Below are 25,976 nucleotides of genomic sequence, written 5' to 3'. Positions count from 1 at the left end.
GTTCTGCACCCTCCCGTCGAGGACCGGCGTGTCGGCTCCCGGTAGCGCCATGCCCGCCGACGCCGTGCGTCGCGGACCCAACGGCGCCGTCCTCATCCTCGTCGCGACCGCCGTCGGCGGCGGCGCGGGCTACCTGCTGCAGATCGTGACCGGGGCGGCGCTCGGAACGGCGGCGTACGCGCCGTTCTCCGTCTTCTGGTCTGCGCTCTACCTCCTGGTCAGCGCCCTCTCCGGGGTGCAACAGGAGGTGGCCCGGGCGACACATCCGGTCTCGGGCACGGTCGAGACCTCGCCCCGCGCGCCCGTCGTCCGGAACTTCGCCCTCGCCGCGTCCGCAGTCGCTGCCGCACTCGTCGCCGCGACCGCATGGCTGTGGGTCGGGGCTGTCTTCCCCGACGACGGCTGGGCACTGGTCCCGCAGCTCGTCATCGGACTCGCCGCCTACGTGATCGTGGCTGCGACGGCCGGCGTCCTCTACGGCCTCTCACTCTGGACCTCGGTTGCAGCGCTGACGATCGTCGACGGGCTCCTGCGGTTCGTGATCGTCGGTGGACTCCTCCTGGTGACCGACGACACGACGCTGCTCGCCTGGGGTGTCGCCGCGCCGTTCGTGCTGACGCCGCTCATCCTCTGGCCGTTCGTCCGTCGCGGGGTGGTCGGCCGCTTCGGCATCGACGTCGGTCCGACGGCCCTCAGCTGGAACGTGCTGCGGACGGTGGTCGCCTCCGCCGCGACCGGTGTGATGGTGAGCGGGCTTCCCCTCGTCATCCAGGCCACGGGTGACACCGTCTCGCCGAACGCCTTCGGATCGCTCACCTACGCCATCACGCTGACCCGGGCGCCCATCGTCATCGTCGTCCTGGCGCTGCAGAGTTACCTCGTCATCGTGTTCCGTTCGCACGCGGACGCCGTGCTCGGATGGGTCCTCCGGATGGTCGTCCTCGTCATCGTGGCGGCGGGGGTGCTGGGTTTGCTCGCGTGGTGGCTCGGTCCGTGGGCGCTCTCCGTCGTGTTCGGGCGCTCCGACGTCCTCGCGGGCGGGACGATCGGGCTGCTCGTCGCAACGGCCGGGCTCGTCGGCGCGCTGTGCGTGACCGGGTCCGCGACGCTCTCACGGTCGCAGCACACCGCCTTCGCGGCGGGATGGATCGTCGCCGCGCTCGCGATGGTCGCCACGCTCCTGCTTCCGCTCGGCCTCCACGAGCGGACGCTCCTGGCGCTCACGGTCGGACCGGTCGCCGGGCTCGTCGTGCACGTGGCCGGACTCCTGCGCGGACGCCCGGTCGCTTCCTGAGGGGCGCTCAGACGCTGCCGGTGTCAGGCGCTGCAGTGGTCAGGCGGTGCCGTGGCCCTCGCCCTGTGCGCCGTCGGCGAGTCGGCGTTCCAGATCGGTGATCCGCAGATCCTGCAGGGCGCTCTCCTCGGCGAGCGTGCGACTCCGCTGCTCGAGCGTGGTGAGCTCCGAACTGTGTTGGATGCTCACGAGGAAGAGGACCAGGATGCTCACGAAGAACACGAGGTTCGTCGGGATCTCCACGCCGATCGCGACGGCGACACCGGCGAGCACCTGGGGGAAGACACCGATGATGAGCGCGAGGGAGCCGGCGACGAGCCACCACACGGCGTGGCGCTCACGCATCCTGCGGCGTCGGAGCATCTCGATGACGACCCCGAGCGTGAACAGGGCGGCGACGATGCCCAGGATGTAGGTGCCGAGGGGCATCATGCGGTCACCACCTCTCCTTGCAGCGCGACCGGCGGTCGGATGAGCGCGAACACGAGCGCGAGACCGGCACGGGCCAGGTAGGTCGCGGCTTTGAACGGGTTGTGCGACGGAGTGCCGCCAGCGCGGGGCCGCATGGCCACGGGCACCTGGCGGATGACGCACCCGGCGCGTGCGGCGATCACGAGCGATTCGATCGTGTCACCGAGGTATTCGGCCGGGTAGTGCTCGGCGAAGAGCCGGACCGCCCGAGGTCCCGTCGCGCGGAAGCCGCTCGTCGTGTCGGTGAGCCTCGTCCGCGCGACGCGGCTGAGGACGCCGGAGAGCACGACCATCGCCCACTTGCGTGGTCCTCGCACCTCGTAGTTGCCTGCACCCGCGAACCGTGCGCCGAGGACGAGGTCGGCGGTCGCCAGTTCATCGAGGAGCTGCAGGACGCCTGCCGGGTCGTGCTGCCCGTCCGAATCGACCTGCACGACGTTGCGGTACCCATGCTCGAGGGCGTACTTGAAGCCGACCCGCATCGCGCCGCCGACACCGAGGTTGAACGGTAGCTCGGCCACGACGGCGCCCGCGGACCTCGCCTGGACGGTGGTGTCATCGGTCGAGCCGTCGTTCACGACGAGGATCGCGACACCCGGCAGCTTGTCCTGGACCTCGCGCACCACGGCGGCGACGGACGCCTCCTCGTTGAGCGCCGGCATGACGATGAGCGTGCGTTCGAGCTGGTGCGGCATGAGGCAATCCTACTCAGGGAGAGCTCGGTCGATCCGTGCGACGGGCTGATCAGGCGAAGGTGTGCCGGAGCAGGATGCGCAGTCCCGCTGTGTCCCGGGCGAGCGCTGCCTTGGGGAGTTGCAGGGCCGCGTTGAGCCGTGAGGTGATGTGCGCCCGGGCGACTCGAGATGCCCGGTTCCAGCCGAGTGCCGCCTGTCGGGCGGCCTCCTCCGCGAACACCGTGCGCTCCTGTTGGAAGCGCTTGCCGTCCACGGCGGTGTAGGAGGACACACTCCCGCTGTGTCGGCGATACCGGAAGACCGTGGTGTCGTCGAGCACGAGGGTGCCGCCGGCGCGGAAGATCTCCATCATCAGGGCGAGATCCTGGACCACGTGCAGATCGGCCCGGAACCCGAAGCGCCGAACCGACTCGACCCGCCAGCACACGGACGGGAAGTACGCCCAGTTGCCGCGGAGCAGACTGGCCGTGAGTCGCTCGCCGGCGAGCTGGACCGGCTCGGGTGCGGCGGGTCGGAGGATCGCCTTGATCCGGTCGCCCAGTGGTCGGACGACCTGTCCGGTCTCGTCGATCACTTCGACACCGGGCTGGATGAGGTCGACGTCGGGGAATCGCGCCGCGACGGTCGCCATCCGCGCCACGTACTCCGGGAGGAGCTCGTCGTCGCACCCCATGAGGACACACCGTTCCGCCGTCACGAGTTCGATGCAGCGGTCGAAGTTGCCGCTCACCCCGAGGTTGCGTTCATTGCGGAGGTACACGATGCGATCGTCGCCGAGCGACTGCAGCCACTCGCCCGGTGCCGTGTCCGGATAGACGTCGTCGACCACGACCAACCGCCAGTCCGGATCGGTCTGCGCGAGCACGCTCAGCACCGCTGTGCGGAAGTGGTCGAAGCGGCCGTAGAAAGGCATCATGATGTCGAGCGTCACCCCGGTACGGTAGCAAGCTTCCGGACGGGGAGGGCAGCCCGAACGGGACCACGGCCCGGGTAGAGTGGTCTTCCATGACTGAGACATCAGCCCCGGCGGCCCCGGCCACGACAGGCGTCACCACCAAGAAGGCCGTCATCACCGGTATCACCGGCCAGGACGGCAGCTACCTCGCAGAACTCCTGCTGTCGAAGGGGTACGAGGTGCACGGCTTCGTGCGGCGCGCGTCCACCTTCAACACCGGCCGGATCGACCACATCTACGACCCCGAGGCGACCCACGACGGTTCGCCCAGGCTCCAGTTGCACTTTGCCGACCTGGCCGACGGCTCGCGCCTGGCGACGCTGCTCGCCGAGATCCAGCCCGACGAGGTCTACAACCTCGCCGCCCAGTCGCACGTGCGGGTCAGCTTCGACGAGCCGGAGTACACGGGCGACACGACCGGCATCGGGACGGTCCGACTCCTCGAGGCCATCCGCCAGATCGGTCTCCACTGCCGCTTCTACCAGGCCTCGAGCTCCGAGATGTTCGGTGCGACGCCGCCGCCGCAGAACGAGGAGACTCCGTTCTACCCGCGTTCGCCCTATGGCGTCGCGAAGGTCTACTCCTACTGGATCACCCGGAACTACCGTGAGGCCTACGGCATGTTCGCGGTCAACGGCATCCTCTTCAACCACGAGTCGCCGCGACGTGGTGGCACCTTCGTGACCCGCAAGATCACCCGTGCCGCCGCGCGCATCGCCGCCGGCCAGCAGGACTTCCTGTACATGGGCAACCTCGACGCCGTCCGTGACTGGGGCTACGCGCCCGACTACGTCGAGGGCATGTGGCGGATGCTGCAGGCCGACGAACCGACCGACTTCGTCCTCGCCACCAACACCGCGTACACGGTCAAGGACTTCCTCCAGTTCTCCTTCGAGCGGCTCGACCTCGACTGGGAGAAGTACGTCAAGTTCGATGAGCGCTACCTCCGTCCCACCGAGGTCGACGCGCTGATCGGCGACTACGCGAAGGCCGAGTCGGTCCTCGGCTGGACCCCGAAGGTGCTGCCACCGCGCCTCGCGCAGATCATGGTCGACTCCGACGTCGCCGAGCTCGAGGCGTCGGGCAAGCCCTACATCGACACCGCGGAGGTCTAGGCGCGGTGCGCGTCCTCCTCACGGGTGGTGCCGGCATGCTCGGTTCGAGCATCGCCGAGGTCTGGCCCACGCTCCGCGCCGCCGACGAGCTGATCGTGGCGACGCGCTCGGACGCCGACCTCACCGATCGCGCCGCCGTCGCAGCCCTCATCGGTCGGACGGCGCCGGACGCGATCGTGCACACCGCAGCGAAGGTCGCCGGCATCCAGGCGAAGCTGCAGCGCCCCACCGACTTCCTGCTCGACAACCTCATGATCGACACCTCGGTCATCCGAGGCGCGATCGACGTCGGTGTCCCCGAGCTGCTCTATGTGTCGAGCGCGGCGATCTACCCCGAGGGGCTCCCACAGCCGATCGGTGAGGACGCGCTCCTCAGCGGCACGCTGGAGGGCGCGAACGAGGGATATGCGCTCGCGAAGATCGCCGGGACGAAGCTCTGCGAGTACGCGAGTCGGCAGTACGGGTTCGCGTATCGCGCAGCAGTGCCGTCGAACCTCTACGGCCCGGGCGACGACTACACCCACGGTCAGGCGCACCTCATCGCCGCCGCCCTCGGCAAGGTGCACGCCGCCGTGACGAGCGGCTCCGATGAGGTCGAGGTCTGGGGCGACGGCACCGCCCGACGCGAATTCACCTACACGCCCGACCTCGCGGCGTGGCTCGTCACGCAGCTCGGCTCACTCGACGCATGGCCCGTCACGCTCAACCTCGGGCCGGGTGTCGACCACAGCATCACCGAGTACTACGAAGCAGCCGGTCGCGCCGCCGGCTTCACCGGTCACTTCCGGTACGACGCCACCAAGCCTTCCGGCGTGCACCAGCGCCTGCTCGATTCGGCCGCCGCCCGTGCGCTCGGCTGGAACCCCACCACCCCGCTCGCGGCCGGCGTCGCCGCGAGCTACCACGCCTACCTCGCAGCTCAGGAGCCACAGACAGCATGACCGACGACACCTTCGACTCCGGTTTCCCCCTCGCCACCTCCTCCTGGGATGCCGCGGAGTACGCCGCGATCCAGCGCGTCGTCGACAGCGGCCGCTTCACCATGGGCCCGCTCGTCGCGCAGTTCGAGCGCGATTTCGCCAGTGCATTCGGCGCCGGGTTCGGCGTCATGGTCAACTCCGGGTCGAGCGCGAACCTCCTCGCGATCGCCGCAGCCGTCCTCGACGACCGGGTCGACCTGCAGGCGGGCGACGAGGTCTTGGTGCCCGCCGTGTCGTGGGCCACCACCTACTACCCGCTTCAGCAGTACGGCCTCATCCCGAGCTTCGTCGACATCGACGTCGACACCCTCAACCTGGACCTGTCGCTCGCCGAGGCCGCCATCACCCCGCGCACCAAGGCGATCTTCGCGGTCAACCTCCTCGGCAACCCGAACGACTTCGCGGCGCTCACGGCACTCGCCGAACGTCACGGTCTCCTCCTGCTGGAGGACAACTGCGAGTCGCTCGGCGCGAAGGACGACGGTCGGTTCGCCGGAACGGTCGGAGCGATGGGCACGTTCAGCGCCTTCTTCTCCCACCACATCTCGACGATGGAGGGCGGGATGATCCTGACGGACGACGAGGCCACGGCGCAGATGCTCATCTCGCTGCGGGCCCACGGCTGGACCCGTGGACTCCCCGAGAAGAACGCCGTCCACGACAAGTCGGGCGACGAGTGGGACGACCTCTTCCGGTTCGTCCTTCCCGGTTACAACGTCCGTCCGCTCGAGATGTCCGGCGCGATCGGCATCGAGCAGATCCAGAAGGTCCCACAGCTCATCGCGGGTCGTCGGGAGAACGCCGTGTACTGGACGGAACGCTTCGCCGACCTCGATTCCGTGCGCATCCAGCGCGAGCAGGGCGAGAGCAGCTGGTTCGGCTTCTCCCTCGTGCTCGAAGGCGCGCTCGCAGGCCGACGCAAGGAGGTCGTGCAGGCGTTCGCTGCCGCTGGGATCGAGTCACGGCCCATCGTGGCGGGCAACTTCACGAAGAACCCGGTCATGAAGTACCTCGACGCGAAGGTCCCGGCCGAACTCCCCGCCGCCGACAAGATCCACGAGGACGGGCTGTTCGTCGGCAACCACCACTTCCCGGTCCACGCCGGTATCGACCGCGTGTACGACGTCGTGGCCAAACTCTCCTAGGCTGGGTCTGCGCGGCCGCCCCACCGGTCCGCAGCAGCTTCCGTTCCACTGTCCACCTCTTCCCCCAAACCGACGAGGACCGTGCACCGTGACTCAGCCGATCAACGCGCCATCGAACGACGTCCTGACCCTCGACGAGGCGGCCGCGCGGCTCCTCGGCTGCCGGGCGGTGCTGTTCGACCTCGACGGCGTCATCACCCCGACCGCCGAGATCCACATGCACGCCTGGGCGAAGCTCTTCACCGACGAGCTCCTCGCCCACGGGATCACCGAGCCGTACACCGACGCCGACTACTTCCAGTACATCGACGGCAAACCTCGGTACGACGGGGTGCGCGCGATGCTCGCGTCACGCGGCATCACGCTCCCCGAGGGTTCACCGACCGACGCGCCTGAGCTGGAGACCGTGTGCGGTCTCGGCAACCGGAAGAACTCGGTGTTCACGGCCGTCCTGGAAGCGGACGGCATCGCCGCGTACCCGGGATCGTCGACCTTCCTCGACACGGTCGAGCAGGCAGGGCTCGAGGTCGCCGTGGTGTCGAGTTCCAAGAACGCCGAGGTCGTCCTCCGAGCGGCAGGGCTCCGTGAGCGGTTCCCGGTTGTGATGGACGGCGTCGTCGCCGCGCGCGAGGGGATCGCCGGCAAGCCCGCGCCGGACACCTACGTCGAGGCCGGTCGTCTGCTCGGTTACGCGCCGTCTGAATGCGTCGTCGTCGAGGACGCGCACTCCGGGGTCGAGGCCGGTCGACGTGGCGACTTCGGTCTCGTGCTCGGCGTCGACCGCGGCATCGGGCACCAGGCGCTCATCGATGCGGGTGCCGACATCGTGGTCGACGACCTCGCCGACCTCGTCGAACCGCTGCGGTCGACCTCGCGAACAGCCGGGCCGGACGATCCGGCCGACTCCCAGACCCCCACGGCACCCCACGACTCCTCCGAGGACCAGGCATGAACCACATCACCAGCGACCCGCTCGACCGTCACCGGTTCCCGCTCGACGACTGGGCGCTCGTCGAGACCCATGTCGACGCGGACGACGAGGGCACGACCGAGACCCTGTTCGCGCTCGGCAACGGCTACCTCGGTTTCCGCGGCAACGTCGAGGAGGGCCGCGACGGCCACGTCCACGGGACGTTCATCAACGGGTTCCACGAGACCTGGCCGATCCGTCACGCCGAGGAGGCGTTCGGCTTCGCCCGCGTCGGTCAGACGATCGTCAACGCACCCGACACGAAGGTCGTCCGCCTCTACGTCGACGACGAGCCGCTGATCCTCAACGACGCCGACCTCCTGAGCTTCGAGCGTCGCCTCGACTTCAAGACCGGTGTCCTCAGCCGTGAACTCGAATGGCGGACGCCGTCGGGCAAGCGGGTCCACATCCGCTCCCGTCGCATGGTGTCCTTCACCGATCGCCATCTCGCGGTCCTCGACTACGAGGTCACGTTGCTCGACGCGGACGCCTCGCTCGTGCTCTCCAGCCAGATCATCAACCGGCAGGACCGTCAGGACGACTACCTCACGAACGCACCCGAGCCGGGGATGGGTGACCCGCGCAAGGCGGAGTCCCTCACCGAGCGGGTGCTGCAGCCGCGGTACAAGCTCATCGACGGTCCGCGCGCCATGCTCGGTTACCAGACGACGAACTCCGGGATGACGATCGTGGCCGGCGCCGACCACACGATCGAGACCGAGAACGAGTACGAGGTCTCGACGCACATCGAGGCCGACCTCGCGAAGCACGTGTACACGATCCGCGGTCGCGCGGGTGTGCCCACGAAGCTCACGAAGATCATCAGCTACCACACGTCCAACGCCGTCCCTCCGAAGGAACTCGCCGACCGCTGTGCCCGCACGCTCGACCGTTCCGCTGAGAACGGCATCGAATCGGCGATCCGCAACCAGGAGCTGTGGCTCGAGGACTTCTGGGCGCGCTCCGACGTCGAGGTCCACGGACAGCCGGCGATCCAGCAGGCGACGCGTTGGAACCTCTTCCAGCTGGCGCAGGCGTCCGCACGCACGGACGGCGGCGGTGTCGCGGCGAAGGGCGTGTCCGGCTCCGGGTACGGCGGCCACTACTTCTGGGACACCGAGGTCTACGTCCTCCCGTTCCTCAGCTACACGGCGCCGCTCGTCGCGCGGAACGCCCTCCGGTTCCGTCAGAACATGCTCGACGCCGCCCGCTCCCGCGCGACCGAGCTCAACCAGCACGGTGCCCTGTTCCCGTGGCGCACGATCAACGGGCTCGAGTCGTCCGCGTACTACGCGGCCGGCACGGCGCAGTACCACATCGACGCCGACATCTCCTACGCGCTGCGGCAGTACGTCGCGGCGACGGGGGATGAGGACTTCCTCGCCCGCGGAGCCGTCGACATCTTCGTCGAGACGGCGCGCATGTGGGCCGACCTGGGCTTCTGGCGTGCGAACGGCAAGGACTCGTTCCACATCTACGGGGTCACCGGGCCCGACGAGTACACGACCGTCGTGAACGACAACCTCTACACGAACGTCATGGCGCGGTCTAACCTGCTGTCGGCCGTCGAGGCCGTGGAGCGCCTCCGCGAGGACGATCCGGCCTCCTTCGAACGCCTGGTCACGCGGCTGTCGCTCGACGACGCCGAGGTCCGCGAGTGGCAGCGTGCCGCCGAGCACATGCACATCCCCTTCGACAAGCGGCTCGGCATCCACCCGCAGGACGCCCAGTTCCTCGAGAAGGAGCTGTGGGACCTCGATCACACCCCTCCTGAGCACCTCCCGCTGCTCCTGCACTTCCACCCGCTCGTCATCTACCGGTTCCAGGTGCTCAAGCAGGCGGACGTCGTGCTGGCGCTGCTCCTGCAGGGCGACCACTTCACCGACGAGGAGAAGCTCGCCGACTTCGACTACTACGATCCGCTGACGACGGGCGACTCGACCCTGTCGGCGGTCGTGCAGTCGATCATCGCCGCCGAGGTCGGGTACCAGCGGCTCGCGCTCAAGTACTTCTGGTCGGCGCTGTTCGTCGACCTCGCGAACCTGCACCGCAACACCCCGGACGGCGTGCACGTCGCCTCCACCGGTGGCGTGTGGAGTGCGCTCGTGCTCGGCTTCGCCGGGATGCGCGACCACGGCGGCGTGATCTCCTTCTCGCCGCGTCTGCCGGTCGACTGGCAGGGCATCACCTTCCGGCTCACCGTCAAGGGCACTCGGGTGCGCATCTCCGTCCGGCGCACCGAGATGCGGTTCACCGTCGAGGAGGGCGATTCCGCCTCGTTCGTCGTCGGGGGTGGCAACGTGCTCGTCGAGGCGGGGACGACGGTCACCGTGCCGCTCGACAACCAGGGTCCGCACCTCGTCGGCGAGCCGAGCGCGAGCGACATCGAGGGCAGCCGCCGTGCCGACGGCTCACTCATCACCGTCTCGATGCCGACCATCGCGCTCGGCCCGGCCGACACCGAGTCCATCCCGGTCATCCAGCCGCAGTCGGAGTAAGGCGACGCGGCTGGATGGCGGTGGCCCGTCGTCCAGCCGCGGCCGTGTCAGGCGAGCGTGGTCCAGAAGGTCTCGAGTGTGCGTGTCGCCACGCGTTCCCAGGAGAACTGCTTGGCGCGTTCCCTGCCCTGATCGGCGAGTTCGGCCATCCGTGCGGGGTCACTGACCGCCGTCGTCATGGCAGTGGCGATCGACTCGAGCGAATGGGGATCGAAGTACTCGGCCGCATCGCCGGCGACCTCCCGGTACACGGGGATGTCGGAGATGAGCACGGGGAGGCCCGCCATCATGGCCTCGAGGGCGGGCAGGCTGAAGCCGTCGTGGAACGACGGCATGGCGAGCGCGGTCGCGGTCTCGTAGAGGTGACCGAGTTCCTCGCTGGTCAACCAGGATCGCAGCTCGACCCAGTCGTGCATGCCGACCTCGTCGACGACGGCGCGCAGAGGGTCCTCGCCGTGGCTGCCGGTGATGACCACCCGAGGGCGGATCGCCTCGTCAACGAGCGGCAACGCCCTGATGAGACCAGCCCAGTTCTTGTGCGGTCGCCGGTTGCCCGTCGCCAGGATGAAGGGGCGCTCCTTGTCCGGTCGTCGTTCGCCCATCGGCAGGGCGGTTCCGGCGAGGGGGATGAGGTCGATGCGGTCTGCCGGGAAGCCGAGGTAGGTGATGATCTCGCGCCGGGACACCTCACTGATGGTGATCATCCGGCTGGCGTTCCGTGCACCCAGGCGCTCCATGAACTTCACGGGTTCCGTGAATGCCGGGGTGCTCATCATCTGGGGCTGGCTCCAGTAGAGCATGTCGTGCATGGAGATCACGGTGGGCATGCTGCTCCGGGCAGGACCGAGCAGAGCCGGGCAGTGCAACAGATCCGCACGGTGACGCTTCGCGATGCGACCGATCGACCAGAGCTCGCCGATCGCCCACCGGAAGCGGTTCTCGCCGCTGATACCGGTGTCGATCATGTCCCCGGGGAACCAGGAACGGTCGAGCTGGTATCCCTCTTTGCTGGCGAGTCCGACGAACTCGAATTCACTGCCGAGTCGGCCGATCTCGCGGTACAGCTCGCGCGCGTATGTCTCCATACCGCCTTTCGTTCCGGTGTACGAGAGGAGGTCGACGGCTACGCGGGGCATAAGGCACGAGGATACCAGTGGGGCGGTCGGGATAGGCTGGTCCGCGGTCCGATGAGCGGTGAGGGGCGGGTCCATGCCAGCAACAGCAGCAGTCGACGGACGCGTCTCCGTCGCCCTGTGCACCTACAACGGCGCCGTGTTCCTCGAAGAGCAGTTGGCCAGCATGCTCGCGCAGACCGTGCTCCCGGGCGAGATCGTGGTCAGCGACGACGGTTCGACTGACGGGACATCCGCCATCGTCGAGCGCTTCGCCGCTGAGTCGTCCGTCCCGGTGCGCGTCCTGCGGAATCCGAGTCCACTCGGCGTCACGAAGAACTTCGAGGGGGCGATCCGCGCGACCACGGGGAGCCTGATCGTCCTCTCCGATCAGGACGACGTGTGGCGGCCCGACCGCGTCGAGCGTGCCCTGGCCGCCTTCGACGCGCGTCCGGAGCTGCAGATGGTGTGCTCGGACGCCCGGCTCGTCGGAGCCGACGGGGTGTCCCTCGGCACCACGCTCTTCGCGTCGCTGTCGATCGGCCCGCACGAACGCGACGGGATCCGGGCTGGTGATGCCTTCGGCGTGTTGCTGCGACGCAATCTGGTCACCGGTGCGACCGCGATGCTCCGGCGCGAGGTCTTCGACGCAGCCGTACCGTTCCCCGCTCCGTGGGTGCACGACGAGTGGTTGGCGATCGTGGCCGCGTCGCGTGGCCCGATCGAGCTGCTGGACGAACCCCTCGTCGACTACCGACAGCACGGCGCGAACCAGATCGGGATCGTCGAGCCGACGCTGGCGTACAAGGTCTCGAGGCTGATGCAGCCGGGGCGCCAGCGCAACCGCGACATCGCAGATCGCGTCGCCGGGCTCGCTTCCTGGCTCGACGAGGCCCGTGAGCCCGCACCGCTCGCCGATCGCTCGGCCGTCGTCGCCAAAGCGGCCTTCGAGCGGTTCCGGGCCGATCTCGCCCCGGCTCGGTGGCGACGGATCCTCCCCGTCATGCTGCGTGCTCCCCGCGGCGAGTACCAGCGGTATGCGAGCCAGGGGGCACTGGACATCGTGAGGGACCTGCTGCAGCCGGCCTAGCCTCGGGTCAAATGCCACACGGCCGCGCCGACCAGGACGACGCCGAGGGCGATGAGGCCGCCCCGCCAGGGCGCCCGATGATGCGCGGCGAGGAGGAGCAGCGCCATCACGACGAGCTCCCGGGCGTTCACGAGCCAGGCCGCGAGCTGCAGGTCGTGAAGGGCGACGACGCCGACCGGGAGGGACAGCAGCACGCCGACCGCCTTGATCGGACTCGCCCAGCGCATCCGGCTTTCGGCCTGGAGGACCGCCGTGACCGACCAGGCGACGACCGAGGGCGCGACCGACAGGGCGAGGACGGGGACGAGTGCGAGGGCGGGGTCCCAGTCGTCCGCGAGGAAGGGGTTCACGAGCAGCTCAACCCCGATGCTCGTCGCCACGGCGGCCACGACCGCCAGGACCAGCGATCGTCGGAGCGAAGCCTCCGTGACCGCGACGATCTCGGACCCCCGGCCGTCGCGTGCCACCTCGGCGAGGACCGGCCGGAGGACGTTGATCGCAGCCAGCGCCGCCGCGTCGCCGATGCTCCGCGACAGCGACATGGCGAACGCGTACTGGCCCAGGCGTGCCCCGCCCGCGAGAGCGCCGATCGAGAGGCGGTCGGTCTGTCCCTGTCCCCAACCGAGGAGTGAGAACAGCGCCGTGTGCAGGTAGTCGCTCAGGACGTTCACAGTCGGTTCGCGGGAACGCGCGCCAGCGGCGGACGCGCGGGGGAGTCGCGCAGCACGTCGCCGGTTGAGCAGGGCGAACCCCGACTCCGCGAGCATCGCCTGCAGGGCGCTGGCGAGCAGCGATCCCGTCGCCAGGAGGGTCGGCACGCTGCAGAGCAGGGAGGCTGTCGACGACCACGCCTGATGCGATGCGATCTCCTTCCATCTCCCGGCTCGCTGCAGGCGGACCAGGGCGTCGATGCCCACGGCCGAAGCCGCCGGGACGAGGACGAACGGCGCGAGGGCGATCGCCTGCCATCGGTCCTCCGCGTGATGTGTCAGGAGCAGGGCTCCGACGGTCACGGCGAGCGCGGCGCCTCCGATCAGCGCGGACCAGACCCGGAACCGGCGGACGAACCGGTCCCCGGCCTCGGAGCCTCCGTGGACGACCGCGGTCTGCCGCGCGGCCGTGTCACCGACGGTCTGGACCAGCGTGAGGGCGAGGACCATCCACGCGTACATGCCGACGAGGGACGGCGTGAGCCGGGCGGCCAGGACGAGCATGACGAGCGCCGACGCCACCCGGGGAAGGATCCGCTCGACGATCGCCCAGGCGAGATGGATCATCGTCCGCTCACAGGCATGGCGGTCGACCCGCGCGTCGGTCGGCGAGCGCGGTCGTCGCGTCGGCGGGGTCTAGGTCGCCGTCGGCGGCCTCGATCGTCGTGATCACAGGTACCACGTCCTCGATCGCAGGCTCTCGACCACGCGCCCTGCTCTCGACGAGAGCCGCTCGACACCGCGTCGACGCCGCGTGCCGTCGCGGCTCGGGATGATGACCTGCAGCGCTCCGACGACCAGAACGATGGGGAGCTCCCAGCCGAATGATCGCGGCATGCCCAGCCCGCGGTGTCGTCGGAACAACCGCACCGTTCCCCGGCCGTAGCCGAAGAACTGCCGAGCCACGGCTCGAAGGTCACCGCGAAGTCGGTACTCGACCACGGCCTCAGGGACTGCGGTGGTCGGGTGACCGGCCGCCGCCGCCCGCCAGAAGAAGTCCGTCTCGTCGCCGCCGCCGAGCAGGGTCTCGTCGAATCCACCGAGCCGGTCGAACACCCGTCGTTGGAAACCACAGTTCGCTCCGGCCGGCCATGGATGGAAGCCGTGCACGGTGCTGACCGCCTCCTGCCTCCCCAACTTCGTACCGTCCGGGAGGGTCCGCTCGAGCGCGCCGCCGACGCAGTCCGCGCCGGTTTCCAGCGCGCGCCGGTGAGCCTCGATCCATCCGACCTGGACGACGTCGTCGGCGTCGCAGAGCAGCACCGCTGAACCCCGTGATGCCCGGACACCGGCGTTGCGAGCGTGGTTGATACCTGGCCTGCCGCTCGCGTCGACGAGGCGGACGCGCCCGTCCACCTCACTGAACCGGCGGACGAGTGCTGCGGTGTCGTCGACGGAGCCGTTGTCGGCGACGACGATCTCGATGTCGCCGGGCGAGCGCTGAGCGAGCAGGGCTTCGAGTTGCGTGGCGAGGGTACCCGAGCCGTTACGGCAGGGGATGACGATCGAGTACACGGGCCTCCGGATCTGGCATGGGCGAGGTGACCAACTTTCCCGTCGTCTAACATACAACATGTGAGATACGAGACCGATGACCGTCGTCCTTCCGCACCTCCCGTTCGACGAGCAGCCGACAGGGTGACCGTGCTCCACGTCACCGACTGCTATGCGGGTGGGATTCCCGTGGCGATCGAGGCCTACGTGCGGAATTCACCGCCGGGTGTCGAACATCACCTGCTCGCGCAGATCCCGGACGGCGCCCCGCTCGACGAGACGCTGTCCGACTGCTTCGCCTCCGTGACCGCGCTCGGGCGGCGACCGCTCGCTGCCGTGCGGGCGATCCGGCGGGTGCGCCGTCGTACCGGGGCCGACATCGTGCACGCCCACTCGAGCTTCGCCGGTGCGTACGCGCGGGTCGCCCTGCGCAGCTCGCCACGGACCCGCATCGTCTACACCCCGCACTGCTACGCGTTCGAGCGCGCCGACCTCTCCCTCTGGAGCCGCCGTGCGTTCCGCGCCGCCGAATGGTTGCTGTCCTTCAACGTCGAGACCGTCGCCGCCTGTTCCGAGGGCGAAGCAGCGGCGGCGGAACGGCGCGGACCATTGCGGCCACGGGTGGTCCACGTGCCGAACGTGGTCGCGGTTCCGCCTCCCGGCGCTCGCTGGAACGAGGTGGAGCTGCACCGGCCGCTACTGGTCGCGAGTCTCGGACGCATCGCTCCACAGAAGGATCCGATGCGGTTCGCCGACGTCGCGGCGTCGATCAGTGCGCGAGGTATCGAGGTGGTCCCGGTCTGGATGGGAGGTGGCGCGGACGACGACGTCGGCCGGTTGGAGGCCTCCGGTGTGCACGTCACCGGTTGGATCCCGCACGCCGAGGTGGGCAGGCGGCTCGCGCAGAGCGACGTCTACCTCCATACCGCCGCCTGGGAAGGGTTCCCGCTCGCCGTCCTGGAGGCGGTGCAGGCCGGTGTCCCGACGCTCGTCCGGCCGATCGCCGCGTTCGGGACGCTCCCGGACGCCCTCACCCTCGAGGGCGGGCTCGAGGCGATGGTCGCCAGTCGGCTGGCCGGACCGCAGGCGTTCGCCGCCTGGGCGGAGCGGAACGTCTCCCGCTGGTCGGAACGACTCAAGGATCACACGCCGGCCCGCCAACGGGCGGCCCTCGCCGAGGCCTATCGGATACCGCAGGTGGCCTGATGCGCGTCGCGGTCGTGCAGTGGGGTCGGACCGGGGGAGGCCCGCTCTTCGCCCAGGAACTGGCTCAGGCGCTTCAGGAGGACGGCTGCGATGTCGTCGTGTCCTATTCCCTCGACGCCGAGGTGGCGGAGCGGTTCGTCGGCCTCGGGGTGCCGTCCTTCACGATCCGCACGTATCGCGACAAGCGCGGCGCCGCGCTCGGCCTCCCGCGCCTCCTCTGGACGGCGCTCCGGCTCGACCGGTTCCTCCGGCGGCATCGCATCGACGTCGTCGTCATCGCCATGGAGCAGCTCTGGCAGGGGGTGGTCGCGCCCGTGTTCCGCTTCGGCGGTCGTCGGAGTCTGCTCTGCGTCCATGACGCGACCATGCACCCCGGGGACTTCTCGCGGCTCGAGCACCTCCTGCGTCGTGCCGAGCGCCGGGCGGCGGACGGAGCGATCGTGTTCTCCGGGCCGGTCGCCGCCGCCCTCACGTCCCGTGGTGAGTTCCGCGCGGACCGCGTCCACGAGACCGTCCACGCCGCGTACCGTGTCGACGCGGGCCATGCCGTGGTCCGGTCGACGTACCGGGAGGGTGTTCCGGTCGTCGGATGCTTCGGTCGTCTGTCGGCGTACAAGGGGCTCGGTCTCGGGGTGGGAGCGATCACCGAACTGCGCCGCCGCGGGATCCGGGTCCGGTTGCGGGTCGTCGGGTCCGGGACCGACGACGCCCTCGACCTCCTCCGACACGAGGACGACGAGCTCGAGAACCGTTGGGTCAACCAGGAGGAGATCGCGCAGGTGGTCGGCGGGTTCGACATCGCTCTCCTGCCGTACACCGAGGCCAGTCAGTCCGGTGTGCTCGCCTACGCGATGGCGCTCGGGGTGCCCTCGGTCGTGACTCCGGTCGGCGGCCTCGCCGAGCAGGCGATCGCGTCAGGATCGGGCATCGTGGCCACGGCGGTGACGTCGACCGCGCTCGCCGACGCGCTGGAGCAGATCCTCGCCGACGCCGGTCGTTACCAGGCGCTCTCCGCGGCGGGGGTGCTCGCTGCAGCGGGTCCGTTCTCCTGGGCGCGCGTTGCAGCCGACGTGCGCGTCGCGGCAGCATCCGTCGTGCCCGTTCGTCGCTGATCCGTGCGGGTCGCGGCTGCCGTAGCACCGGGCCGCAGGCTCAGGAGGAGGCACACGGCGACGATCAGCATCGGCGTGAGATGCCGGAGGAACGAGCCGTAGTCCGGCTCGAAGATCGACTGCACGATCAGGAACGCGAGGATCGCCGCGAACAACCGGTTCTGGAACGCCGTGAGGACCGACGAGCCGCGGGGCGCTCGGATCCTCGCCGACCGGATCGCGGCGATGAGTGATCCCCAGATGACGAGCAGGACGAGCGCCACGACGAGGTAGATCGCCCCGCCGCGGAGCATCAGCGGGATCGGGATGATGAACGAGGCGAAGGTGAGGACACTGTTGACGAACCCGGACACGGGGCCGGCACCGGGGGAGAACTGCACGATCAGGGTGTTGACCGATTCCGCGGTGCGGTGCTCGTTCACCGTCAGGCGGTAGTGGTCGAGGTCGACACCGACGACCAGCGGGAAGACGACGGAGAGCCCGGCGTAGAGCACGAGGACGACCGCCAGGGTGGCTGTCCAGCCGCGCCGCGCCCGCAGCGCGAGACGGAGCGCCAGATAGAGGCCGGCCACGAGGAACCAGTACGTGCGGAAGCCCTGGGCGTACAGCAGCATCGCGGCCACCGGCACCAGCTCGGCCGACAGACCTCGTCCGCGGTGGGCGATGAGGGCGAGTACCGCGCCCACGGTCAGCAGGTCCTTCGTGTACGCGCCGTGGTAGACGGCGGCGAGCGCGACGCAGCTGATGATGATGGCCCAGTCCACCCACTCGGCCGTCGTCGTCCGGCATGAGATCGCCACCGTCAGGACGAGCAGGTAGCTCGCGACACCGACGAGGGCGGCGAGCGTCGGCAGCTCGGCCAGGCCCATCCAGCGGTAGACCGCGGCGATGAGCCGGAACGACGAGTCGGCCTCGGTGAACGTCCCCCGGTTCACGCTGATGATCGTGCCCTCGTCGTTCGCGAAGTGCCCGGGCAGTCCTGGTTGCTCGGCTGCCACCCAGGCGAGCGCGAGGAGCGAGGCGATCAGGAGGAGCGAACCGCCGACGAGCGGGCGGTCACGTTCCCGCCCGCCGATATCGGGCGTCCGTTGCGTCAGCTGCCGGCGCCACACGGCGCGGTGGGCGCTGGCCTCCGCGCGGGCCCTGGCCGCGTCCCGCCGCGTCAGGTGCGCGGAAGGCTGTCCGGAGGTCACGGACGGATCGTGTGCTCGAAGCGCAACCTCGGCTGGAGGTCACCGAACCAGGTCTCCGCGTAGTTCGACAGCTTGCGGTTGTTGTTGTCGAGCGCGACGACCCGGCGGCCCATCTGCAGCCCGATGAGCATGGCGTGGAGGCGATCGGTGACGACCACCTCGCCGCGGGCGATCAGCCGGACGGCGGCGTCGAAGCGACGTTCGGCTCGCCGCATCCACGTCGCATGGTCGCGCTCCATGAGGGGTTTCAATTCCGGGTGCTTCGCCGCCCGCCAGCCGAGCCACTCATGCGCTCGGAGGTCCAGGGGGTCGGCCGGCCAGTCGGCGCTCTCGGAGCCCGCGAGCCCACCCGCGGTCTCATCGTCCGTCCGGGCGATGACGATGCGTCGCTGCGTCGGTTCGGGGGCGCTGATCGGGCCGAGGAGATGCACCGCGTCCGGCGAGAGGCTGAGGTCCTCGACCTCGTCGCGGAGGAGGTCGTAGGAGGTCTGGTCGCGCACGGCGACCCGCAGGTTGGGCCGGGCGGCGAACCGTCGGGAGAACGCTCGGCGGTCTGCGTCCGTGGGGAAGACGACCGACTGCGGTGCCTGGATGAGCAAGGTGTCGGCTGGGAGTCGCTCCGCGAGTTCGTAGCGAGCCTCGCTCAGCACCGGGTAGAGGCCTCCGAGGTTGCCGCCGCCCTGGATGAGGACCGGGATCGACGAGTCCCGGACCCGCTCCGGCATGCTGCCGGCGCTCGAGGTCGTGCGGACGGCGATGTCGTGTGCGCGCCAGAACCTGGCCTGTCCGAGCGCGATGGCCGAGTCGCCCGAGTTCCGGTGATCGGGGAACTGGGTGTAGTGGAGTTCGGTGACGCCGCGATGCAGCTCGACGAAGGAGGCTTCGGTGCGCTGTCGCATGGTCTCGAGGTAGGGCATGGGTGCTCCGTTCGGATCGACACCGAGCGTTGCGCTGGAATCGGATACTTCAGTTGGTCGAATACATTATGCTCGATTGTCGCCGGGTCGTCTCGCGCTCCGGCGATCGACCTCGTCCGCCGCGACCCGTGCGCGCCGAGGCTCGATCCGATGCACACCAGAACATCCCCAGGGAGGTCACCGTCATGCCCTTCGTCGAAGCCCGCCGCTGCTGGGAGCGACGGTGCTCGCGCATGGTCCTCGTCCTCGACCTCCTGGCCGTCACGCTGGCGCTCAGCGTGACCCAGCTCCTGTGGTGGGACGCGTACTGGCGCGGGACCGTGGAGGTCGTCGGGCCGTTCGGGCGCCTCGATGTCGGCTACCCGGCGGTCACCCTCGCGCTCGCCGTCGCGTGGTGGTCGCCCCTGGCAGCGGCCCGGTCGCGCCATCCGCGGGTCCTGGCGGACGGTTGGACGCCGTATCGACGGGTCGTGGTCGTGACGACGACGGTCTTCGGCGCGGTGGCGATGGCGTCCTACCTTCTCAAGCTCGAGATCGGACGCGGGTTCCTGCTCACGGCCCTGCCGCTCGGGGTCGCCCTCCTCCTGGCGGTCCGCTGGGGTGCCCGTCGGCACCTCCGTGCGCGGCGACGCGGAAGCGCACTCGTCTACCGCACGCTGCTCGTGGGTGACCGCGACCACGCGGTGCACGTCGCCGAGCGCATGCGCCGGGGCGACTGGGCAGGGCATCGGGTGGTGGGCGTCGCGACCCCGGGCGTCGACGACGATGCGCGCATCGCGGACGCCCCGGTCCTCGCCGGACGACCGTCGATCCTCGAGGCCGCGATGGAGGTCCAAGCGGACACCGTGATCCTCGTCGGCCCTGTCGAACTCACCCCCGTCGAGCTCCGCCGCCTGGGTTGGGACCTCAGCGAACGCGGGGTGAAGTTCATCATCGCGCCGACGCTCACGGGGGTGGCCTCGACCCGCCTGTACCTCCAGGCGGTGGCCGGCATCCCGCTCATCCATGTCGACCACCTGGAGCTGTCCCGGCTGGAGGCGGCGGCGAAGCGGGCGTTCGACGTCATCGGTTCCGCAACGCTGCTCCTGCTGCTGGCCCCGGTCATGCTCGCGGTCGCGCTCGCGGTGAAGACGACGAGTCGGGGGACCGTGCTGTACCGGCAGGAGCGCGTCGGCCTGCGCGGCCGCCCCTTCCAGATCCTGAAGTTCCGCTCGATGGCCGCCGACGCCGACACCGGAGCAGCCCTCGCCGTGCAGCAGCATGCGGATGAACTGCTCTCGAAGGCTCCTGACAACCCGCTCGTGACCCCGGTCGGACGGATCCTCCGGAAGTACTCGCTCGACGAGCTCCCGCAGTTGTTGAACGTCCTCGGGGGTTCGATGAGCCTCGTCGGCCCGCGGCCGCACCGTGGGTGGGAGGTCGAACGCTACGATCTGCTCGCCCAGCGACGCCTCCTGGTGAAGCCGGGTATGAGCGGACTGTGGCAGGTCAGCGGGCGGTCCAACCTCTCCTGGGACGACTCGGTCGATCTCGACCTGTACTACGTGGAGAACCGGTCGGCCGCGATCGACCTGAAGATCCTCGCGCAGACGGTGCGGGCGGTCGTCGCCCCGGGAACCGATGCACGGTGATCCGGTGCCGGCTCGGGCCGGGTTCAGCGGTCCGGAAGCTTGTGCCGCCAGCTCAGTCCGCCGGCACCGATGACCGCGCAGACGACGAGGAGCAGCCAGCCGCCGCTCAGCAGCAGGCTGCTCTCGGCAGCGCCCGATGCGAGCAGGGTCACGACGATGAGCGCAGCCCAGACGTGCACGACGCTGCGCCGGTTGGTCGCGATGAGCCAGGTCCGCACGAGCGCCAGACCGCCGAGGAGGAGGAACAGGGCGAGCCCGATCAGTCCGAGCTGCAGGTACACGTCCAGGTAGGCGTTCAGCGCCGAGTCGTTCGTGCGGCCGAGGCTCGCGTCGATGAACCGGTACGGGACCGCATCGGAGATCCAGCCGCCCGTCCATCCCCAGCCGTTGAGCTCGCTCGGGGCCAGGCGTCGCAGGGTCTCCTGCCAGAGCGCGTAGCGCTGCTCGATCTCGAGCCCGAGACCGAGGACGCGGAACACCTCGGATCGGAACAGGTACCCGACGAGGCCGACGAGCGCGAGGACGGTGAGGAGGACGAACTGCCAGGTGCGGCGCGGCTCCGGTCGGAGTTGCCGGAAGACGTAGAGCACGGCGGTCGCGATGCCGAGAGCCGCGGCGAGGAGCGCGACGCTCGGCGAGCGCGTGCCGAGGATGAGCCCGATGGCGAGGGCGATGGACCCGATCGTCACCCCATGACGCACGGAACGGGTCCGCCATTCGACGACGAAGGTGACGAGACCGAGCAGGGCCGCGATGCCGAGGGCGCTCCGGGTTCCGAAGACCCCCTCCAACGGGCCGCCGAAGGCGAGGTTCCCGCTGATCCCGAGGAACGGCAGTGGGGTGTCGATGAGGACGCCGCTCACGATCTCGAGCGCCAGGGACGTGCCGAGGAGCGCGCGGAAGGCGGTGCCCGTCGCCCGGACGATCTGGATGGTGTCGCGGGTCAGCGCGATCACGATGGCGATGAAGGCCCACGCGAGCTGCCCGCCGATGGCGGGCAGGGTCGCGAGGGGCGTGGCGCTCCACACCACCGACACCGCGCTCCAGGCGAGGAACAGCAGGACCGAGATCGGCAGGAGGCCGCGCCACTCGATGATGGGGAGGCGTGCGAGGAGGATACCCGTGCCGATCGTCGTGAGGCCGACGAGCATCGTGCTGAACCCGGCGACACCGATCAGGCTCGTGACGAGGTGTTCACCGAAGGCGGTCGCGACGGCGATGGTGGCGAACGCGGCGGCCAGCGGCGCTGAGGACAGGACGCGCGCGGCGACGGAGAACGCGTCGAAGTCCGCCGGTCTCACGCCGGGCTCATCCGTCGATGACGTCGCGCCGGTGCGCGGGTGCGAGGTCGGAGGAGGCCGCGACGGTGGGAACAGGCCAGGCGGGTTCCTGCTTGGTCTTCACGACGAGGAGCACGAGGAGCACCCAGCCGGACTCGATGAGCAGCCGACTCTCCGCGACCGACTGCACGACGAGGGAGACCGCGATGAGGACGGGGGCGAGCGAGAGGGCCGTGTACGGTCGCCGTGCGTCGAGGTCGACGCGTGGACGGTCGACGGCCAGGAACCAGGTGCGGGTCAACATGGACAGGACGACCGCGGCGAAGAGCACGAGGCCGACGACGCCGAGTTGGAACCAGACGTCGAGCCAGGCGTTGTGCGCCTGGAGCTGTCGGACGCCGCGTCGGATGACGAGGTCGGTGAAGAGCGGCTCCCACGGTGCCCACGGGCTCGAGAAGCCCCAACCGAAGACCGGTCGCTGTTCGATGAGGCGCCACACGGTCGCCCAGATGTCGAGTCGACCGGTGAGGTCCGGGCTCTTCCCGAGCAGGCCGAGGAGTTGCGTCCGGAAGACGACCGCTCCCACCGCACCGACGACCCCGATGCCGAGGAAGCCGAGGTACACCGGCGTCCTCGCCTCCGGGCGAGGTGCCCGACGGATCGCGAGTGCAGCGGCGAGCACCACCGCCGTCACCACGGCGGCGAGCAGGATGGTGGTCGAGAAGCTCAGGAGGAACATCACGACGGAGAGACCGAGGCGGATGAGCAGGGTCCAGCGACGTTCCGGGCCGGCCAACCTGGCTGCGCCGGGCTCGTCGCGGCGCGCCGCCAGCCGGAGCCCGAAGACGATGATCCCGAGCAGCGCCACCACGGCGAGGAGGTTGGCGTTCCCCGAGATGCCCTGGATGCGTCCTCCGGAGAACAGCAGGTCCCGCGACCAGTAGTCGAGCAGGGGCGGGTCCGCCGAGTCCCCGGCGTAGAAGTTCGGGAGGACCGGGTGCCGGATGACCGCTGCGACGACGAACTCGAAGAGGAGGGAGAGTGACAGCACCCACGTCACGGCACGTCCGAGGACCCGGATGACCTCAGGCCAGGTGAAGCAGCCGGCGAGGGTCACGCCGAGGATGGTGCAGAGCGCCGCACCGAGCAGGGTCGCGGCTGTGCCGCTGGGGTAGGCGGACCAGGCGAGCGAGACGATCGACAGCACCCCGTAGCCGACGAGCGACCACGGCACCCGGGTGCGCCGCCAGTTCGGTCGGACGACCATCAGGCACGCGAGCGCGGCACCACCTGAGACGAGTGCCACCGCCGTGTAGCCCCAGATGGTGAAGAGGTTCGTCCAGAACGTCCCGGCGAGGACCGCGAACGTCGCGAACACGGCGACGTGCCTGACGACGAGCGCGCGTGTCGTCAGCGCTGCCGGCGGGCGGGGCGGGGCGGGTTCGGTGGACAGCATCGTGCCCCCAGGGTAGCGGCTGCGGCCGCCATCGAGGCCCTGGTCCAGCGCGGTGGTCAGACGAACGCCGCGGTGCCGGTGATGGCCCGCCCGACGATGAGCGCGTTCATCTCCCGCGTGCCCTCGTAGCTGTAGAGGGCTTCGGCATCCGCGAAGAACCGGGCGGCGTGGTAGTCCAGCACGATGCCGTTCCCGCCCATGATCTCCCGTGCCCACGCGACCGTCTCGCGCATCCGCGCGGTGCAGAACGCCTTGGCGAGCGCGGAGTGCTCGTCGCGCTGGGTGCCCTCGTCGAGCATCTGCGAGACCCGGACGCACATCGCCATCGATGCCGTGATGTTCCCGAGGCACTTCGAGAGGAGGTCCTGGATCAGCTGGTGGCCCGCGATCGGCTTGCCGAACTGCACGCGCTCCTTGGCGTAGGCGACCGCCGCCTCGTACGCGCCGACAGCGACGCCGACACTCGACCAGGCGACGCCGGCGCGGGTGAGTCGCAGTACCTTCGCCGTGTCGCGGAAGGAGTTCGCGTGCTGCAGCCGGAGGCGCTCGGGGACCCGGACGTTGTCGAGGGTGATGTCGGCGTTCTGCACCATGCGCAGGCTGATCTTGCCCTCGATCTTGGTCGCGGAGTAGCCGGGGGAGTCGGTCGGCACGATGAAGCCCTTCACTTGACCGTCGGCGGTGTCCTTCGCCCAGATGATCGTGATGTCGCTGAAGGTCGCGTTGCCGATCCACCGTTTCGAGCCGGACAGGATCCAGTCGTCGCCGTCCCTCGTGGCCGTGGTGCGGAGCCCCTGTGCGCTGTCCGACCCCGATTGCGGTTCAGTGAGTCCGAAGGCGCCGAGGACCTCGCCTGAGGCGAGCTTCGGGAGCCATTCGTCCTGCTGCTCCTGGGAGCCGCACTCGCTGATCGAGCCCATCGTGAGACCGTCCTGCACCCCGACGAAGGTGGAGATCGACGCGTCGATCCGGGAGAGCTCCATCGAGGCGAGGCCGCGGAACACGGCGCTGTTCTCGAACGGCGTCGTCTCCGGCCAGGCCCACCGGGCGACGTCGAGCTCGAGGAGCGGGGTGATGAGGTGCTTCGGGAACTCGGCCCGCTCCCAGTACTCGTTCACGATCGGCTTCGCCTCGGTCTCGGCCCAGGCTCGGAGGCGGGCGATGGCCTCCTGCTCGGGAGCCGTCAGGAGGCTCTCGAAGCCGTAGAAGTCGCTGGCGAGGGGTTCGAAGATCATGGTCCGTTGCTCCATTGCGTCCGCTGGCGCCGGATCGGCGTCCCGGCCAGCCTAGGCAGGTGTGCTCGGCGCGGACAACGGCTTGGTAGTTTGGTGCACGGTGCCGGGCGACCGCGTCGCACGGCTTGTAGGACGACGCCAAGCGCCCCCAGGGTCCGGCTGGCGCGTCACCCTCGTCCGTCGAAAGGGCCCCACCATGTTCGTGCCGCTCCGTGCCACTCCTCGTGACTACGCGTGGGGGTCGTCGACGGCGATCGCGGAGGTGCTCGGGTCCGAGCGCTCAGGACGTCCGGAGGCGGAACTCTGGCTCGGCGCACACCCCGGGGCGCCGACGCCGATCGCGGATCCGTCGACGGTGGGGGGACACGCCGACCTCGAGCGCTGGCTCGCCGCCGATCCCACCGCGCTCGGCGGGCACGGCTCGCTGCCGTTCCTCCTCAAGGTCCTCGCAGCGGCCCATCCGCTCTCGCTGCAGGCCCACCCCGACCTGCACCGCGCCGCCGCGGGCTTCGCCGCCGAGAACGCACGAGGGGTGCCGCTCGACGCTCCGCACCGCAACTACAAGGACGCGCTCCACAAGCCGGAACTCATCGTCGCCCTCCGGGACGGCTTCGAGGCGCTCTGCGGGTTCCGCGAGCTCGATGCGACCGATGCGCTGCTCGCCGAGCTGGTGGCCTCGGCACCCGATCCGGCTGCTGCGGCGCGCATCACCATGCTCCAGGGGATGCTGGCCGCCCCCGACGGGCTCCGCGACACCGTGCGGATCCTGCTCGAACAGCTCCCCGGCGGGCTGCTCGACGCCCTCGTCGTCTCCGCCGCGGCCTCCGGTTCGGGCGCGTTCGACGCCGAGCGGGCCCTGGTCGGGCGGCTCGCGGAGGAGTATCCGGGTGATCCCGGCATCGCGGTCGCCCTCCTCCTCAACCTCGTGACGTTGCGAGCAGGGGAGGCGCTGTACCTCCCAGCGGGGAACATCCACGCCTACCTCAGCGGCATCGGCGTCGAGCTGATGGCGGCGAGTGACAACGTCCTGCGCGGGGGGCTCACCCCGAAGCACGTCGACGTGCCCGAGCTGCTCGAGGTCCTGGAGTTCGAGCCGCGGCCGGTGCCGTGGCTGACCCCGACGGACCTGGGTGGGGGACTCAGCCTCTTCGTCCCGGACGTGCCGGACTTCGAGCTGTTGCGCGTGGACCTGTCCGATGAGCCGTCCGAGCAGGAGTCGTCGTTCCGGCTCCCGGGCCCCGGGATCGCGATCGTGGTCGACGGCTCGGTGCGGATCACCGGAGCCACCTCGTCCATCGAGCTCGGTCGAGGTGGCTACGCCTTCATCACGCCCGACGAGGCGGAGCTGCGCTTCTCCGGAACCGGGACCCTCTTCCTGGCGACCACCCAGGGCTGACCGCCCGGCCGGCTGGTCCGG

At 69.8% G+C, this 25,976-nt stretch carries 22 protein-coding genes; 11 read left to right on the top strand and 11 right to left on the bottom strand.

All coding sequences use genetic code 11. The features are described 5' to 3' along the window. Positions 1-49: 49 nt before the first annotated feature. Positions 50-1,294: a hypothetical protein gene (locus ITJ62_RS18060; RefSeq protein WP_228498770.1), complete on the top strand. Its 1,245-nt coding sequence runs from the start codon at positions 50-52 to the stop codon at positions 1,292-1,294. A 39-nt stretch (positions 1,295-1,333) separates the two neighbouring features. On the opposite strand, the gene ITJ62_RS18055 is transcribed toward ITJ62_RS18060, so the two are convergent. Genes ITJ62_RS18055 through ITJ62_RS18045 form a run of 3 tightly spaced genes read right to left on the bottom strand, consistent with a single transcriptional unit; the run spans position 1,334 to position 3,391 of the window. Next, positions 1,334-1,726 (bottom strand): DUF2304 domain-containing protein, encoded by a 393-nt coding sequence (locus tag ITJ62_RS18055; protein WP_228498768.1) that lies wholly within the window; start codon positions 1,724-1,726, stop codon positions 1,334-1,336. Further along, on the bottom strand, positions 1,723-2,460 hold the full coding sequence (locus ITJ62_RS18050) for a glycosyltransferase family 2 protein (RefSeq protein ID WP_194605108.1): 738 nt from the start codon (positions 2,458-2,460) through the stop codon (positions 1,723-1,725). Before ITJ62_RS18050 ends, ITJ62_RS18055 begins: the two co-directional genes overlap by 4 nt. 49 nt (positions 2,461-2,509) lie before the next feature. After that, positions 2,510-3,391, bottom strand: a complete 882-nt coding sequence (locus ITJ62_RS18045) for a glycosyltransferase (RefSeq protein WP_194605106.1) — start codon at positions 3,389-3,391, stop codon at positions 2,510-2,512. Between the two features lie 74 nt (positions 3,392-3,465). Here ITJ62_RS18045 and gmd point away from each other — a divergent pair, with 74 nt between their 5' ends. The 5 genes from gmd to ITJ62_RS18020 all read left to right on the top strand — a co-directional run bounded on the left by gmd (position 3,466) and on the right by ITJ62_RS18020 (position 10,123). Continuing rightward, a complete protein-coding gene (gmd, locus tag ITJ62_RS18040) occupies positions 3,466-4,530 on the top strand; it encodes a GDP-mannose 4,6-dehydratase (protein WP_064295204.1) in 1,065 nt (354 codons plus the stop codon). A gap of 5 nt (positions 4,531-4,535) precedes the next feature. Next, positions 4,536-5,471: an NAD-dependent epimerase/dehydratase family protein gene (locus tag ITJ62_RS18035; protein ID WP_194605103.1), complete on the top strand. Its 936-nt coding sequence runs from the start codon at positions 4,536-4,538 to the stop codon at positions 5,469-5,471. Next, on the top strand, positions 5,468-6,655 hold the full coding sequence (locus tag ITJ62_RS18030) for a DegT/DnrJ/EryC1/StrS aminotransferase family protein (protein ID WP_194605100.1): 1,188 nt from the start codon (positions 5,468-5,470) through the stop codon (positions 6,653-6,655). The genes ITJ62_RS18035 and ITJ62_RS18030 overlap by 4 nt, the downstream gene beginning before the upstream one ends. Positions 6,656-6,779: 124 nt before the next feature. Next, entirely contained in the window at positions 6,780-7,607 is an 828-nt protein-coding gene (locus tag ITJ62_RS18025; protein WP_194605404.1) for an HAD family phosphatase, read from the top strand. Then, positions 7,604-10,123 (top strand): glycoside hydrolase family 65 protein, encoded by a 2,520-nt coding sequence (locus ITJ62_RS18020; RefSeq protein WP_137243373.1) that lies wholly within the window; start codon positions 7,604-7,606, stop codon positions 10,121-10,123. Before ITJ62_RS18025 ends, ITJ62_RS18020 begins: the two co-directional genes overlap by 4 nt. A 47-nt stretch (positions 10,124-10,170) precedes the next feature. Here ITJ62_RS18020 and ITJ62_RS18015 read toward each other — a convergent pair whose 3' ends face one another. Beyond that, positions 10,171-11,208: a glycosyltransferase family 1 protein gene (locus ITJ62_RS18015; protein ID WP_228498766.1), complete on the bottom strand. Its 1,038-nt coding sequence runs from the start codon at positions 11,206-11,208 to the stop codon at positions 10,171-10,173. Positions 11,209-11,332: 124 nt separating this feature from the next. Here ITJ62_RS18015 and ITJ62_RS18010 point away from each other — a divergent pair, with 124 nt between their 5' ends. Continuing rightward, entirely contained in the window at positions 11,333-12,325 is a 993-nt protein-coding gene (locus tag ITJ62_RS18010) for a glycosyltransferase family 2 protein (RefSeq protein WP_194605094.1), read from the top strand. Here ITJ62_RS18010 and ITJ62_RS18005 read toward each other — a convergent pair. Beyond that, complete coding sequence (locus ITJ62_RS18005; RefSeq protein ID WP_194605090.1) at positions 12,322-13,602, bottom strand: lipopolysaccharide biosynthesis protein; 1,281 nt, start codon at positions 13,600-13,602, stop codon at positions 12,322-12,324. The genes ITJ62_RS18010 and ITJ62_RS18005 overlap by 4 nt on opposite strands. Positions 13,603-13,704: 102 nt before the next feature. Then, positions 13,705-14,550 carry a glycosyltransferase gene (locus ITJ62_RS18000; RefSeq protein ID WP_194605087.1) on the bottom strand — a complete coding sequence of 282 codons (846 nt, stop codon included), beginning with the start codon at positions 14,548-14,550 and terminating at the stop codon, positions 13,705-13,707. Positions 14,551-14,673: 123 nt separating this feature from the next. On the opposite strand from ITJ62_RS18000, the gene ITJ62_RS19390 reads away from it, so the two are divergent. Both ITJ62_RS19390 and ITJ62_RS17990 read left to right on the top strand, forming a co-directional pair. Then, positions 14,674-15,735, top strand: coding sequence for a glycosyltransferase family 4 protein (locus ITJ62_RS19390; protein WP_194605084.1), 1,062 nt, complete (start codon positions 14,674-14,676; stop codon positions 15,733-15,735). Continuing rightward, positions 15,735-16,847, top strand: coding sequence for a glycosyltransferase family 4 protein (locus ITJ62_RS17990; protein WP_194605081.1), 1,113 nt, complete (start codon positions 15,735-15,737; stop codon positions 16,845-16,847). Before ITJ62_RS19390 ends, ITJ62_RS17990 begins: the two co-directional genes overlap by 1 nt. Here ITJ62_RS17990 and ITJ62_RS17985 read toward each other — a convergent pair. Both ITJ62_RS17985 and ITJ62_RS17980 read right to left on the bottom strand, forming a co-directional pair. Then, positions 16,733-18,040 carry a hypothetical protein gene (locus tag ITJ62_RS17985; protein ID WP_194605078.1) on the bottom strand — a complete coding sequence of 436 codons (1,308 nt, stop codon included), beginning with the start codon at positions 18,038-18,040 and terminating at the stop codon, positions 16,733-16,735. The two genes, ITJ62_RS17990 and ITJ62_RS17985, sit on opposite strands and share 115 nt — an antisense overlap. Then, entirely contained in the window at positions 18,037-18,957 is a 921-nt protein-coding gene (locus tag ITJ62_RS17980) for a polysaccharide pyruvyl transferase family protein (protein WP_194605075.1), read from the bottom strand. Before ITJ62_RS17980 ends, ITJ62_RS17985 begins: the two co-directional genes overlap by 4 nt. Before the next feature lie 185 nt (positions 18,958-19,142). Between ITJ62_RS17980 and ITJ62_RS17975 the strand changes: the two genes are divergently transcribed. After that, entirely contained in the window at positions 19,143-20,588 is a 1,446-nt protein-coding gene (locus tag ITJ62_RS17975) for a sugar transferase (RefSeq protein WP_194605072.1), read from the top strand. A 23-nt stretch (positions 20,589-20,611) separates the two neighbouring features. Here the strand turns inward: ITJ62_RS17975 and ITJ62_RS17970 are convergent, their stop codons facing one another. From ITJ62_RS17970 to ITJ62_RS17960, 3 genes are read right to left on the bottom strand one after another with little or no spacing between them, the layout of a single operon-like run. Then, on the bottom strand, positions 20,612-21,889 hold the full coding sequence (locus ITJ62_RS17970; RefSeq protein WP_194605069.1) for an O-antigen ligase family protein: 1,278 nt from the start codon (positions 21,887-21,889) through the stop codon (positions 20,612-20,614). A gap of 7 nt (positions 21,890-21,896) precedes the next feature. After that, the gene (locus ITJ62_RS17965) at positions 21,897-23,324 is read right to left on the bottom strand and encodes an O-antigen ligase (protein WP_194605066.1); all 1,428 of its coding nucleotides are present in this window, start codon (positions 23,322-23,324) and stop codon (positions 21,897-21,899) included. 56 nt (positions 23,325-23,380) lie between these two features. Next, entirely contained in the window at positions 23,381-24,559 is a 1,179-nt protein-coding gene (locus tag ITJ62_RS17960; RefSeq protein WP_079003975.1) for an acyl-CoA dehydrogenase family protein, read from the bottom strand. A gap of 196 nt (positions 24,560-24,755) precedes the next feature. Here ITJ62_RS17960 and manA point away from each other — a divergent pair, with 196 nt between their 5' ends. Next, positions 24,756-25,955 carry a mannose-6-phosphate isomerase, class I gene (gene manA / locus ITJ62_RS17955; protein ID WP_194605063.1) on the top strand — a complete coding sequence of 400 codons (1,200 nt, stop codon included), beginning with the start codon at positions 24,756-24,758 and terminating at the stop codon, positions 25,953-25,955. Positions 25,956-25,976: the final 21 nt, after the last annotated feature.

It is taken from the genome of Plantibacter sp. VKM Ac-2876 (genome assembly GCF_015350715.1).
Taxonomy (GTDB): Bacteria; Actinomycetota; Actinomycetes; order Actinomycetales; family Microbacteriaceae; genus Plantibacter; species Plantibacter auratus.
This window is presented reverse-complemented; position numbering and strand designations above follow the sequence as displayed.